Here is a 13250-nt window from a genome sequence, read left to right as displayed (position 1 = left end):
CCGCATGGACACCCAATGGATGCACCACCAGAAAGCGATTCACAGGACACCCCCGCCAGCACACACTCATTAAGCCAGGATATTCGGCAAGGTTTAACGGAAACGTGGGCTATTGGACTAGGCCTTATCCCGCTAGGCCTCTCGTTCGGACTCCTTGTTGTGCAATCAGGGTTCGCGTGGTGGTGGGCCCCGATTTTCTCAACGATTATCTACGCAGGATCCATGGAGTTCCTGGCCATTAGCTTGGTGAGTGGCGGCCTGGGGCTCGTCTCCGGTGGGCTGACAGCATTTATGGTGAACTTCCGGCACGTGTTCTACGGCCTGACATTTCCGCTCCACGCGATTCATTGCCGCGCCGGGCGTGCCTATGCCGTGTACTCGCTGACGGATGAGGCTTATGCCATTGCGTCCGCGGGGGTGGTAAAAGGAGCGCTTTCTGGTGCTCGTGTTCTCACGATCCAAGCGACTGTTCAGGCGCTATGGTTGTTGTCTGGGCTCGCCGGTGCGCTTGTTGGCCAGTACATCCCGACGATGGAGGGAATGTCGTTTGCGCTAGTGGCTTTGTTTATCGTCTTGACGATGGAGTCGTTTTCTGCGAACCGTGACTGGTCACTGCCGCTATGTGCTCTGGCATGCGGTGCAGTGGGCTGGGTGGTGTCTGAAACGTCGCTCATGGTGGTGGGGCTTGGCCTCTACCTGGGGGTTCTTTTGGTACGGTTCTGGTCGCCGGCTATTGATCGGGCGATGACAGTCCGGCGCGATAGTGCGGGGTTCATGCACATTCCCGATTCTCAGTCCAGGGATCTTGGCGCTGATGGTGGTTCTACCGGTGAACATGGGCGAGGCGGTGAGGGTTCATGGTGACACCAGTGGCCTACGGGGACTACGGGTTGCCTGAGGGGGTATCTCTTTCCCACACTCTCGCGTTGTTGTGTGTTATTGGTGTTGTTACCGTCGCGTTGCGGGCGTTTCCTTTTCCGTTCGTTGCGCATTTACGAGGATCTGATTGTGTTGCCCATCTCAGTAGGACGATGCCGGTGGGTGTCACTATGGTGCTCATTGTCTACACTGCGGTGGAATCATCACATAAGGCTGGCGGCTGGTGGCCGGTGCTGGTTGCGATTGCCTGTACCGTTCTTCTTCACTTGTGGAGGCGCAGCGTGACACTCTCGATTTTTGGAGGTACCGCGCTCTACGTCATTCTTGTGAACATTGTGGTGTAATCCCGCACGGCGTGTGTACAGGGGGTCTGTTGTGTTCGTCGATGCGTGTCGTCGTGGTTACGTAGGTTCGGCATGGCAGGCACGTCGACGCGCGTATCGGCTGGCGCGCACAGAACATACCATCAGTTGAATCTGGTGGAATACCATCAACGGAAGAATGATCATCGTCGCACTGTGAGGGAACATAACAGCTGCCATGGGAAGCCCCGTGGCCAGGGATTTCTTCGTTCCGCAGAATTGAATGGCAACTCGGTCACCGTAATCAAAACCGAGCTGGTGAGCGACGGTCCATGTGAGCCATAACATCACTTCGACCATGGCTAGTGAGAGGACCACGACGACTGCAAGCTGCCACCAGGCAATGGACGTCCACACGCCCAAGACGATGCCGTGAGAAAAGGCACCGTAGACCACGAATGCGATGGAGAGACGATCCACATTTTTTGTCAACGGGCTTGCTGCGATCGTTGTAACTGGGCGCCACATTCTCGCGGCTTGCCCAATAATGAAGGGGACAAGCAGCTGGAGGGCAACGTCGATGAAGACAGTGGCGGAGATATGGAAGCCCGAATCAGACATGAAAAACATCACGAGAACGGGTGTGACAACAACACCTACCAGGTTTGATGTTGACGCACTCACGATCGAGCCTGCGATATTGCCCCGTGCGATTGAGGTGAATGCTACGGATGATTGCACCGTTGAGGGCACCAAGCATAGGAACACAACGCCAGCGTAGAGGTCATCTCCGATGATGTTGTGTAGGGGGAAGAGAGCAAGGCCAATAAGGGGAAACACGACGTAGGTGAATATCAGGATGGTGGTGTGGAGGCGCCAGTGCTTCAGGCCTGCCACCGCTTCCGAGGGAGATAGGCGCGCACCGTAGAGGAAAAACAGACATGCGATTGCTGCGGTGGTCACTGTCTCCCACGTGTTGGCGAATTCCCCTTGAGCAGGAAAAAACACTGCTACAGCCACTGCAATGAGGATCATGACGATCAACATATCGGGGCGCCATGACACTATCCGGCGAATAAACACCCTTCTATTCTAAAAAGCCAGCAAACCGCGTGAGGTGAGGTCGTAAAATTAGCGAGAACGGTGACACCGTGTGATAACATTTCTTTCACATGGTTTTCCATACAAAAGTAAATTCTAAGATGATTAAGGAGCTGCGGAGTGCAGAGTAGCTTCATGCCGGTGGCAATCTCGGCGGACAACGTCGAACTGTCAACCAAAAAAGGCCCGGTGTACGGACCACTAAGCTTCAATGTCCATCCAGGAGAGACAGTAGCGCTCGTCGCTGGCCAATCCAACGGGCTATCGAGTCTCCTCCTCACCCTGGTCGGTCGCATGAAACCCACGAGCGGAACTGTTACCGTCGACGGAATAGTTATCCCCCAACACGTGCGGAAAGTCCAAAAAATCGCAACATTCGCAGGTTTTGAAAACCTAGACGACCTGGACCCAGCTCTCACCGTGGCCGAAACAGCGTACGAGCGCATCTCCCTCGAATCACCCATCATCGCCCGCCGACCCGGCTGGGATGGTGAACACATGACGTCATGCCTCCACGCAGCATTCGGCCCCGATGCTCCCGGCCCTGACGTCCCCATTGAAGAACTCTCCGTGCTGGGACAAGCCCAAGCGAAACTATTCGTCGCCACCGTGTGCCGGCCATCCGTCATCAGCTATAACGACGTTGACTCGCTGCGTGACCCCGACGATCAAACAGCACTGTGGGAATCCCTCAAACGCACAGCAGATCTGGGAATTACCATCATCGCGAACACAACAAACAAGGACACCATCCCAGATGGTGTACGCCACATCATTGCCGAGCGCCCCGACAACCGGGCTGACCATCGCCTCGTGACACCCTCGGGCTCGCACGCATACCAGAACTCCCATGCTCTCATCACCGAGGAGATCAACCATGGCGGATAACGAATTCCCCCACACCCACTCAGAGACAGTGCCCTCACCACGACCGAAACGCCGGGGACTGACCGCACGAGGACAAGGCGCATCAGCATACAACGAACGCGTCATGCCCCGCATGCTGATCGGACGGAACTCTGAAATCCACCGCCTCCGCATCTTCCCCGTGGCCCTCGCCATTCTCGCCACCATCCCACTGCTGGTTGGCGCATTTTTCCTCTGGTCCAACGAAAACCCGACCGAACACCTCAGCGATATGAAGGTAGCTGTCGTCAATAATGACCAGCCAGCCGACAAAGATGGCCAACCAGTCAATGTTGGACCCGAAATCGTTCGTAATATCAAAGCCAATCCCACCTTCGATTGGCAGTTCATCTCAGAATCAGACGCCAAAAAAGGCCTGAATAGCGGAAAATATTTCGCCACCGTTGTCATCCCGAAGGACTTCTCGTCCTCAGTGGCATCAATTGGCACCCAAAACCCGCACCAGGCCGTCTTGAACTTTGATTACAACGATGCCAACGGAAAATCAGCATCAGTCATACTCAAAGCCGCTGCCGAACGGTTGCACAACACCATCAACGAGTCGATCACCAATACTGCAAGTGCAAAAATATTCTCGTCGCTCAACGAGATTCACGACGGGATGGGCAAAGCCGCTGACGGTTCCGGCCAACTAGCAAACGGAGCTAAAACCGCAAAAACCGGCGCGGCTAAGCTCGACGACGGCGCCGCCAAACTCCTCGACGGATCCTCCCAGCTGAAAACCGGCGCAGGCACGATTCATGACAAACTCGGTGAAGCACAAAATGGTGCAAGCCAAATCCAAAATGGCTCCGCCCAACTGCAAGCCGGCGCGCAGCAACTGACCGACAAGCTGGGCCTCGCACACGAAAAATCAACAGAATTAACCAGCGGTGCACAACAGCTTGCCGAGGGAAATGCGAAACTCGCCGACGGAAACACACGGCTGGCCGCAGGCCTCGATGAAATGAAATCGAAACTTGCCGCCATCGAAGGTATTCCCGGAATCAACCAACTCCCTCAGGTACGACAACTTCTCGACGGCGTTAACACCGCGAACTCTGCAGCTCACCAACTCGCTGACGGTGCACAAAAAGCAGCCGATGGCTCCCGCCGCGTGGCCGACGGCAATAGCCAGATGACCGGAGCTCTCCAGCAATTCCAGGACGGCGCAGGCTTGATTGCCTCGAAACTTGGGGAAGCTCACGCTGGTGCTGGCAAACTCACCGGCGGTCTCGGACAACTCCGTGATGGTGCAGGCCGACTCGAAGATGGCGCCACGAAGCTCAACGCTGGCCAACAAACGTTGAAGAACGGCACCACTCAGCTCAGTGGTGGTGCCGGGAAACTCGCTGACGGTGCCGGCACTCTCCACGACAGCCTGGCATCAGCACAAGGACGCGTTCCCGCATTCACGACACAAATGGTGGCGCATAACGCGAACACCTTGGCTGGGCCCTCCGAACTGAACGAAAACTGGGTACACAAGGTATCAACGATGGGTGAGGGCCTCGCCCCGTTCCTCGCTGGGTTTGGTATCTTCCTGGGCGGACTGTTCGTCTGGCAGGTCATCCGCCCCCTCCCCAGCCGAAACCTCGCTGCATCGGTCTCATCGTTGCGCTTGGCAATTCGAACAACCACACCGGCGCTGCTCATCAGCATTCTCCAGGTCGCCTTGCTGGTTGGTGTCACCTGGTTTGCACTGGATGTTCGCCCTAAGAGCCTTGTCGGTTGGACCGCTCTCATGCTTCTGGGAGGGTTTGGATTCTTAATCTTCCAGCAGGCACTGATCATCTTGTTCGGTGAAGGAAAAGGACAGCTATTGGGCATTGTCGCCCTGGTCGTCCAGCTCTCGGCCTCGGGCGGATTGTACCCAATACAAACATCGCCCAAGTTCTTCCAAGTCCTCCACCCATACATGCCACTGAGCTGGCTGATCGACGGAATGAGGCAAGCCGGAGTGGGCGAACTCAACGCCCAATACTGGCAGTCGTTCGTCGTCCTGGCATGCGTGGTGGTCCTCACCATGGCGTTCATGGTCTGGGGCGTGTCCCGTAGGCGTGTATACACGATGTCAACACTCCACCCCGCTGTCGTCTAAAACTGGTAACAAAAGGCTCGGGCGCAAAAGCCCGAGCCTTTTTGCATGTTGTGAGAAGAGAGGCGCACTACTAGAAAAGAAGATTCTTCATATGAGCCTCTCCCGGCTACTTCAGCATAATTAGCTCGGAGTCCACCCCCGTCGACATATATGAACGCCCTAGATCCGAAGCTAGTTAAGTAAATTGCCTATATCCGAGGCTCTGTGCACGAGCCAAAGCGACGTGGTCGTAAACATGGTATGTAAATTACGACAAAGCACGTTGGTCTGGGGCGCAGGGAAGTGGACCCCATGTGGCTGCCACACCGTGGTCGGCGTCATCAGCGGCACGCTGAATAATAGCCTGGAAGCGCGGCTGCATGCGCGGCAAGGCATCGATGGGAAACCACGTGACAGCATGGGATTCATCATCGCCGACAGTAACTTCGGGCGAATCTTCCCGCAGTGAAGCACGAAACGCAGTGTCCACATAGGACGTGACATCACCATTGGGGTAGGTAACAGGCCCCACGGCCTGCACGTTGAGAAGTGATTCAATAGTGACACGCGCTCGGGTTTCTTCCTCCACCTCCCGAACGGCGGCCACGTGAGGGTGCTCACCCGGATCGACGATACCGGTGACAGGTGTCCACTCGCCATTATCGACGCGACGAACCAACAACACTTCTCGGCGGGTGGACAGCACTGGTGCCTCCAGCTTGGCCTCCAGGGCATTCGAACTCGGCTCCAGCGCGTCGCGAAGAACAACAACGGTCACGCCCGGAAGCCAGAGCGGGTCGTGCCCAATCTTCGCACGAAGCTCAACAATGAACTGCGGTGTAGCCATAGCGTCTAGGAATCCGCAGCCTGCGCGGCACGCCGGGCAGCATCGATATCAACGGCAATCGGTGTCGTGGGCTGTGCTGTGGTACATCCTTGCCCGCCGCACGAACAGGACGACGTCGTGTCGTTGTCCGTATTGTTGTGCGCGTCAAGCACGGCGACAGTGTGTGCGCCCATCGCTGCTCCGACGCCGATGAGGGCTATCGTGGCGATGACGGCAACGAAAACCCACACCCACGCCCAGCCGGAGGCACCCACTGCAATGATTCCGCCGAGGAGAAGAGCAAGTCCGCCGACGATCCAGCTTGGCGCAGCGACTTTGTGGGCAAGCTCCCACATGGCGGGGTCACGGCGAACCTCGGGGACGCGGATGCCAACCCAGCTATTACCAGGGAGTCTCCCCGCGAACGCAAGAAGACCAACGCCGATGACAGCAACAGCACTGATGACCAGAATGATGCCGAGAATCATGGTTCTAGTGTAAGCCTGTCCGTTCACGTCACGACAGGTCGGACGCGGATTTCCTCAACGGTGCACTCTGGTGTGGCGTCGATTGCTGTGCGAACAGCTGCCGCAATGGATTCGGGCTGTACGTAGATGGACCCGTCATAGTCGTCCGGTGCCATCCCCTTGTCCTCTTGGATCTCACGCTGCATGTCAGTATCGACGCGCCCCGGGTGTACTGACGTGACTCGCACGTGGCCGCGTTCTTCCTCGCGGAGGGCGTCGGTAATGGCCCGAAGAGCAAACTTTGACGCGCAATACGGTGCGCTCCCCGGGCGTGCCGCATGCCCAGACCCGGAATTAATAGCCACAATATCGCCCTGCGCAGCGCGCAACCTCGGCATTAACTGCCTGATCAGATCCACCTGTGCCACCACATTGATATCCAGAACGCGAAGCCAATCCTCACGGGAGACTTCGGCAATGGTGCCCCCGATCGACATCCCAGCGCTGAGAACAAGGACATCCAACTCGGTAACAGGAAAGGCCTCCAGTGCTGCACCCACAGCCGATGGATCAGTGAGATCCGCGACGAAAGGCTTCGCACCGGGCACGATGTCGAGGGCCTTGTTGACTGACCTGTCACTTGTGCCACCGATATAAACAGTGTGCGTTGTCGCGAGATCACGCGCGACCGCTAGTCCAATCCCTCGTGTCCCCCCGGTGACCAGCGCCACTGGGCGCTGATCCCCTGTCGGTGATGGTGTGCTCATCCGTCCACAACTCCTTACAACCGGATTATTCACGTCACGTCGTGCCGCCGACTCCCAGGCCATGGAATCACCCAGTTCGTGCGGAACCTCCACTCACTGAGCCAGGCAGCGGACACCTCGACCCTAGCTAACTGTAATGTCCACCCCAGTAAGCCCGTGCAACCTCTTCTCCGCTGACTTCTGGGACTTTGCGCCATCACCAACGCAGGGGTCAAGGAGATTATCGGTAGCTAAGTCCCGTGTATCGGAATATAACAACTGCTTTTTCGTGAAACGATTCAACAGCTGGTTCACATCACCATGCCCAGCCGCCGTCGCTGTTCCACGAATCGCATCAGTCCATTCATCCGGGTTCGCCACGACGAAGAGAAGGTCGTTGGTATCATCGTCAAGACGATCCAACACATCGATAACGACAGATGCCACGGTACTCACCGACGGCGGAACATCACCCGCACGGATCGCATCCTTAATCCACTCGGGGATGACACCGCGCCGTAGGCTTCGCCACGGATACAACTCAAGGCGAGCAATGTCGCCAGACGCGGGACGACCATCGCCCGAAATGTGGAGGGCGCCATCCATCATCATGTGATTCCCCGGCCACTTATCCATCAGCACATGGCGCAACTCCCACGACGGAATGAGTGGGAATGTACTCTCGCCCACATTGAGGTCGTCTCGCCCTGTCATCATGGCATGTTGCTGATCGTTCAGATCGAGGATCTCCGCGAGCGCCTGCGCTGTTCGCGTCAGCGAATGACCCAATTGTTCCCCACGGTTGCTCCGAACCAGCGGCAATGCGTAATCAATCTTCTCAAGAAGCGCATCGAAGTAAGTGATAGGAAGCTCGGGTGAGCCTTGATGACCCACGGTGTTTTTCACCTGAATCAGACCATCAGCCACATACCCAGAGACTTTATTCTTAAAAACGGCGTTATCCCCAAGAACCATGAGTTTAATGTGGCTCGAGGCCGGACGGTCAACGACGTGGGGAAAAGTACGATTAATGATGCCGTCATCAACTTCTGCGAGAAGCCCATAGAAAGGCTCATCACCCAAGTACACCACAGAGCCATTGTGAATCGTTGCCTCTTTGTCATGGGCAGCGAACCACTTTTGGTCCTCGGGGTGAATGATGTCCCCAATGGAAAAAGACTGGGCCTTGGTAGCGAAAATATCTGATGCCGACAAGGTTTCCGGTGAGTACATGTCACGATAGAAACTGACGATGCGGGAAAAGACAGTGTTATCAGCCATATACGCTCCTTCGTTCGTCTATACGGCCTAGGGTAACCATCGCAGCCCACCTCGTGCAGGAACCGATACAAAGGCCGCACGTCTAGTACCGGGCCAGTATCGGAACTAGAGACCGGTGCAGTTGCCCTCATCAAGGGCCCAACTAGACTAGGTGACCATGACAAATCCGAATGAAAAGAGCCCACGCGGGGGCCAACCCGCTACGTCAGCATCCGCCTCCCCCTCCACGTCGTCAGGCTCTCTTTCTTCGCAGTCGCCCGCGTCGCCCCCAGGGCACGACGAACCACGCTTCCGCTATACCGCGGGCCTCGCCGCCGACATTGAAAAAGCCTGGCACCAGCGGTGGTCTCGTGACAAGACATTTCACGCCCCCAACCCCGCTGGAGACTTAGCCCCACGCGATGGTGATATAGACGTGCCCGACAATCGGATTTTCATCCAGGACATGTTTCCCTACCCGTCGGGCGTCGGTCTGCACGTCGGTCACCCGCTGGGCTACATTGCGACAGATGTGTATGCGCGTTTCCACCGGATGTTAGGTAAAAATGTGCTGCACACGCTGGGCTACGACGCCTATGGTTTGCCTGCCGAGCAGTACGCCGTGCAGACGGGAACGCACCCGCGGGTCACGACGGAGGCCAACATAGAGAACATGAAGCGCCAGCTGGAGCGCCTGGGGCTCGGCCACGATCCACGACGGTCATTCGCAACCACCGACCAGGATTTTTACCGTTGGACCCAGTGGATCTTCCTGCAAATATTCCAATCGTGGTTCGACCCCGAGGCACAGGCCGCACGCCCAGTAACGGAATTACGCGACAAATTAGCCTCCGGCGATGTCGATATCAGCTCCGGCCCCGGCTACGAGAGTATGGACCCAGCCACAGGCGCTGTGGTGGCCGACGCCAAAGAAGCAGGGACGAATTCTGCAGATATCTGGGCCACACTAGATGATGCGCAGCGCGAACATGTCATCGAAACATTTCGGCTGGTGTACCGTTCCCGGTCCACAGTCAACTGGGCACCGGGACTGGGCACCGTGTTGGCCAATGAAGAAGTGACAGCCGATGGTCGCTCCGAGCGCGGAAACTTTCCCGTGTTCCGCAAGAAACTCACCCAATGGATGATGCGTATCACCGAGTATTCGGATCGTTTGCTCGACGATCTCGACCTGCTGGATTGGCCCGACAAGGTGAAATCCATGCAGCGGAATTGGATTGGCCGCTCACGAGGCGCCGAAGTCACTTTCACCATTCCGACAAACAGTGCCGTGCCTGGTGCCCATACCGATTCCGACAATGGTGCGCCTGGTGTAGGTACTGCCGCGCTCGGAGGTGCCTCCGCCGAGTGCCCGGTGTTCACCACCCGCCCCGACACTCTATTCGGCGCACAATACTTGGTTTTGGCTCCCGAACATGACCTTGTCGACACAATCGTCGCAGAACAATGGCCCGATCTTCGCGCAGAACACTCTCTGACGGACGACGCCATCTACCGTTGGACCAGTGGAGCCGCCTCCCCCGCCGAGGCCGTGACGGCCTACCGTGCGTCCATCGCAGCAAAGTCAGACCTGGAACGCCAGGAAAACAAGGACAAGACCGGCGTCTTCCTGGGCACATACGCAACAAACCCTGTTGACGGACGACGCATCCCCGTCTTCATTGCCGATTATGTCTTGGCTGGATACGGCACGGGCGCAATCATGGCCGTCCCCGCACACGACGAGCGCGATTACGACTTTGCCCGCGTTTTTGAGCTCCCCATCAAGGAAGTCATCTCCGGTGGTGATGTTACCGTGGAAGCCTTCACCGGCACCGGCACCGTCATTAACTCCGCTAACGACGATGGACTCGACATCAACGGCCTCTCGATGGAGGACGCGAAAGTACGTATGATCGAGTGGCTTGCCACGCGTGGTGTCGGCACTGAAAAAATCCAGTACAAGCTGCGGGATTGGCTGTTTGCGCGACAGCGGTACTGGGGTGAGCCCTTCCCCATCGTCTACGACGAGAACGATGTTGCCCACGCACTGCCCGAATCGATGCTCCCGGTTGTTCTTCCCGAGGTGGATGACTATCGCCCCGTCGCCTTCGACCCCGATGATGCCGATTCCGAGCCGCACCCGCCGCTGGCGAAAGCAACAGACTGGGTCACTGTGGAACTGGACTTGGGTGATGGGCCAAAGACGTATCGACGTGATACCAACGTGATGCCCCAATGGGCAGGAAGCTCCTGGTACGAGCTTCGCTACGTGGACCCAACCAACAGCAACACCCTGTGTGATCCAGCGAATGAGAAATACTGGATGGGCCCGACGGCGACGAAAAAATCTGGTGGTGTGGACCTCTACGTTGGCGGGGTCGAGCACGCCGTGCTGCACCTTCTGTATTCCCGATTTTGGCACAAAGTGCTCTATGACCTCGGCCATGTCTCCTCATGCGAGCCCTACCACCGCTTGTTTAACCAGGGTTATATCCAGGCCTACGCCTATACTGACGACCGCGGCGTCTACATTCCTGCCGCCGAGGTCATTGAGCGCGATGGCTCATGGTGGTGGACCCCGACCGATGGTCGCCAGATGGACGGTGTCGAAACTAATGAGCATGGCGAAATCCAGGTGCATCAGGAGTACGGCAAGATGGGTAAATCACTCAAAAACGCTGTCTCGCCCGATGACATCTGCGACAACTACGGTGCAGATACTCTGCGTATCTACGAAATGGCGATGGGTCCACTCGATACCTCTCGCCCGTGGGCGACAAAAGATGTTGTGGGTGCGCAGCGCTTCCTTCAACGTCTGTGGCGCCTCGTCGTCGACGAATCCACCGGCAGTCTCGTCGTCACAGATTCCACACCCACAGACGATGACCTCCGCACCATGCACCGCACCATCGCCGCAGTGCGTGAGGACTACGCCCAGCTGATGGACAACACGGCCGTCGCTAAACTCATCGAATACGTCAACTACGTGACCAAGACGTACCCTGGAGGTGCCCCACGCGAGATCGTTGAACCCGCTGTCCTGCTGGTTGCACCCCTGGCACCCCACATCGCCGAAGAATTGTGGTCGCGCCTGGGTCACGTGGAGTCTCTTGCGCACGGCCCCTTCCCCACGTTCGACGAGGCGTGGCTTGTCGATGACACCATCGAGATCCCCATCCAAGTGCAGGGTAGAGTGCGTAGTCGCATTCACGTGGCTACAGACGCTTCACGTGAAGACATTGAATCCGCGGCACTTGATGATGCCAAGGTGAAGGAGCACGTGGGCGACCGTGCGATTAAAAAAGTAATTGTTGTGCCTGGCCGTATGGTCAATGTGGTGATCTAGGTCTAGCCCGGAACGGAAAGCAGCATGTTTGGAAACACGAAGAAATCCGCCTCGGGATTATCGGGGTCCGCAGTGACGTCAGGGAAAGGTAGCACGAGGAGGGCTAAGAAAGGGCGCCCGTGGTACATCGAAATCCCGATCGTTGTTGTCAGTGCGTTGTTTGTGGCTGTCGTGTTTCAGATGGTGATCGGCCGCGTCTACGTCATTCCGTCGGCGTCGATGGAGCCAACGTTGAATGGTTGCACTGGTTGCAACAATGATCGCGTTTTCGTTAATAAGTTGGCCTACGACTTCGGTTCACCCAAGCCGGGTGACGTTGTTGTGTTCAAAGGTCCGGCGTCGTGGGATGAAACCAGCTTTGGTTCGCACTCGTCGGATGACGACAGTGGCATCGAAAAGTTCATTCGGCGAGGCGCCTCGTATATTGGGTTGGCTTCTCCCCCGGAGAACGACGTGGTGAAGCGGGTTATTGCAACCGGCGGCCAAACTGTTCGATGCAGGCCGGGTGATACTGGCATCACAGTGGATGGTAAGACGATTGATTCGTCATATACGCTCCAGCCACCTCAGCGGCCGGTGGACAGAAAGCACGGATCAGAGGCCTGTGGTGGTGGTTACTTTGGGCCAGTGACCGTCCCGAAGGGGAACGTGTGGTTGATGGGAGACAATCGCACTAACTCTGCAGATTCGCGCTATCACATGAACGATGACTATCACGGCACCGTGCCAGAGAAGAACATCATTGGCCGTGTGGATGCCCGTATTTTGCCGTTCAGCAGGATTGGCATGGTCGACCACTCGAACATCCAGGGTGATTAGGCTTACCGGTAGTCGAGTCCCGCGATAGCCATCCACCCGGTGCTGGTCATCCAGCCGAGTGCGAAGGGAATCAGCACCCAGCAGGTGGCGAGCCACGGGCGCCAGCGGTCGTACCGTGACCACTTAAAATAGGTGGTCCACACTCCCCCGAGGGCGCCAATGAGAGCAATGGTCCCTGGCACTGTCGGGAACAATATTTCGTACAAGCGTGAGCAGATCCATGCTGATTCGCCCGCGTCGCAGTTAGGGCCGCCCTGGTTGTGCGAAATATAGAGGAGGATGCCAGCTACCGCCAGTGTGATCAGTGGAACGGCAATGACATAAACAATGGCTTGGTGGGTGGATCGGGCGTGTTGTTCGAGGCGTAGCAGGGGGTCGAGTTCATAGTCGAGCCGTGATGGCTTGGAGGGGACGGAATCCGTAGCATCGATGGTGACATGCTGGTCGGCGTCGTCAGAATCATGAGAATAGGGTGTTTCCGATATATCCACTCGGGTGCTCCTCAACAGTGGTGT

12 protein-coding genes are annotated in these 13250 nt (G+C 57.0%); 6 read left to right on the top strand and 6 right to left on the bottom strand.

Annotated elements, in window-relative coordinates:
* Window positions 1-15 precede the first annotated feature (15 nt).
* Both V5S80_RS06560 and V5S80_RS06555 read left to right on the top strand, forming a co-directional pair.
* On the top strand, window positions 16-864 hold the full coding sequence (locus V5S80_RS06560) for an AzlC family ABC transporter permease (protein ID WP_395169965.1): 849 nt from the start codon (window positions 16-18) through the stop codon (window positions 862-864).
* Window positions 858-1223, top strand: coding sequence for a branched-chain amino acid transporter permease (locus V5S80_RS06555; protein WP_395169964.1), 366 nt, complete (start codon window positions 858-860; stop codon window positions 1221-1223). The genes V5S80_RS06560 and V5S80_RS06555 overlap by 7 nt, the downstream gene beginning before the upstream one ends.
* A gap of 57 nt (window positions 1224-1280) precedes the next feature.
* Here V5S80_RS06555 and V5S80_RS06550 read toward each other — a convergent pair whose 3' ends face one another.
* On the bottom strand, window positions 1281-2228 hold the full coding sequence (locus V5S80_RS06550; protein WP_395170077.1) for a bile acid:sodium symporter family protein: 948 nt from the start codon (window positions 2226-2228) through the stop codon (window positions 1281-1283).
* 174 nt (window positions 2229-2402) lie between these two features.
* Here V5S80_RS06550 and V5S80_RS06545 point away from each other — a divergent pair, with 174 nt between their 5' ends.
* The gene (locus tag V5S80_RS06545) at window positions 2403-3170 is read left to right on the top strand and encodes an ATP-binding cassette domain-containing protein (protein WP_395169963.1); all 768 of its coding nucleotides are present in this window, start codon (window positions 2403-2405) and stop codon (window positions 3168-3170) included.
* The gene (locus tag V5S80_RS06540; protein ID WP_395169962.1) at window positions 3160-5289 is read left to right on the top strand and encodes a YhgE/Pip family protein; all 2130 of its coding nucleotides are present in this window, start codon (window positions 3160-3162) and stop codon (window positions 5287-5289) included. Before V5S80_RS06545 ends, V5S80_RS06540 begins: the two co-directional genes overlap by 11 nt.
* A gap of 247 nt (window positions 5290-5536) precedes the next feature.
* On the opposite strand, the gene V5S80_RS06535 is transcribed toward V5S80_RS06540, so the two are convergent.
* From V5S80_RS06535 to V5S80_RS06520, 4 genes are all read right to left on the bottom strand, one after another.
* Entirely contained in the window at window positions 5537-6115 is a 579-nt protein-coding gene (locus V5S80_RS06535) for an NUDIX hydrolase (RefSeq protein ID WP_395169961.1), read from the bottom strand.
* A 5-nt stretch (window positions 6116-6120) separates the two neighbouring features.
* Entirely contained in the window at window positions 6121-6582 is a 462-nt protein-coding gene (locus V5S80_RS06530) for an SdpI family protein (protein ID WP_395169960.1), read from the bottom strand.
* 23 nt (window positions 6583-6605) lie between these two features.
* On the bottom strand, window positions 6606-7328 hold the full coding sequence (locus V5S80_RS06525) for an SDR family oxidoreductase (protein ID WP_395169959.1): 723 nt from the start codon (window positions 7326-7328) through the stop codon (window positions 6606-6608).
* A 123-nt stretch (window positions 7329-7451) separates the two neighbouring features.
* The gene (locus V5S80_RS06520) at window positions 7452-8588 is read right to left on the bottom strand and encodes a hypothetical protein (RefSeq protein ID WP_395169958.1); all 1137 of its coding nucleotides are present in this window, start codon (window positions 8586-8588) and stop codon (window positions 7452-7454) included.
* 157 nt (window positions 8589-8745) lie between these two features.
* On the opposite strand from V5S80_RS06520, the gene leuS reads away from it, so the two are divergent.
* Window positions 8746-11916, top strand: a complete 3171-nt coding sequence (gene leuS / locus V5S80_RS06515; RefSeq protein ID WP_395169957.1) for a leucine--tRNA ligase — start codon at window positions 8746-8748, stop codon at window positions 11914-11916.
* A 24-nt stretch (window positions 11917-11940) separates the two neighbouring features.
* Window positions 11941-12735 carry a signal peptidase I gene (gene lepB / locus V5S80_RS06510; protein WP_395169956.1) on the top strand — a complete coding sequence of 265 codons (795 nt, stop codon included), beginning with the start codon at window positions 11941-11943 and terminating at the stop codon, window positions 12733-12735.
* Window positions 12736-12737: 2 nt separating this feature from the next.
* Here the strand turns inward: lepB and V5S80_RS06505 are convergent, their stop codons facing one another.
* Window positions 12738-13226, bottom strand: a complete 489-nt coding sequence (locus V5S80_RS06505; RefSeq protein WP_395169955.1) for a hypothetical protein — start codon at window positions 13224-13226, stop codon at window positions 12738-12740.
* Window positions 13227-13250 lie beyond the last annotated feature (24 nt).

The sequence above is a fragment of the Corynebacterium sp. PCR 32 genome (genome assembly GCF_037464985.1).
GTDB classification, from domain to species: Bacteria; Actinomycetota; Actinomycetes; order Mycobacteriales; family Mycobacteriaceae; genus Corynebacterium; species Corynebacterium kroppenstedtii_D.
The sequence above is the reverse complement of the archived record's forward strand: the minus strand, read 5'-3'. Positions and strand labels throughout refer to the sequence as shown.

What these genes read in the sequence shown, in the direction of transcription:
- V5S80_RS06555 (WP_395169964.1), top strand. Translation starts at nt 858, where the DNA reads ATGGTGACACCAGTGGCCTACGGGGACTACGGGTTGCCTGAGGGGGTA.
- V5S80_RS06560 (WP_395169965.1), top strand. Translation starts at nt 16, where the DNA reads ATGGATGCACCACCAGAAAGCGATTCACAGGACACCCCCGCCAGCACA.
- V5S80_RS06540 (WP_395169962.1), top strand. Translation starts at nt 3,160, where the DNA reads ATGGCGGATAACGAATTCCCCCACACCCACTCAGAGACAGTGCCCTCA.
- leuS (WP_395169957.1), top strand. Translation starts at nt 8,746, where the DNA reads ATGACAAATCCGAATGAAAAGAGCCCACGCGGGGGCCAACCCGCTACG.
- V5S80_RS06525 (WP_395169959.1), bottom strand. Translation starts at nt 7,328, where the DNA reads ATGAGCACACCATCACCGACAGGGGATCAGCGCCCAGTGGCGCTGGTC.
- V5S80_RS06520 (WP_395169958.1), bottom strand. Translation starts at nt 8,588, where the DNA reads ATGGCTGATAACACTGTCTTTTCCCGCATCGTCAGTTTCTATCGTGAC.
- V5S80_RS06530 (WP_395169960.1), bottom strand. Translation starts at nt 6,582, where the DNA reads ATGATTCTCGGCATCATTCTGGTCATCAGTGCTGTTGCTGTCATCGGC.
- V5S80_RS06550 (WP_395170077.1), bottom strand. Translation starts at nt 2,228, where the DNA reads ATGTTGATCGTCATGATCCTCATTGCAGTGGCTGTAGCAGTGTTTTTT.
- lepB (WP_395169956.1), top strand. Translation starts at nt 11,941, where the DNA reads ATGTTTGGAAACACGAAGAAATCCGCCTCGGGATTATCGGGGTCCGCA.
- V5S80_RS06535 (WP_395169961.1), bottom strand. Translation starts at nt 6,115, where the DNA reads ATGGCTACACCGCAGTTCATTGTTGAGCTTCGTGCGAAGATTGGGCAC.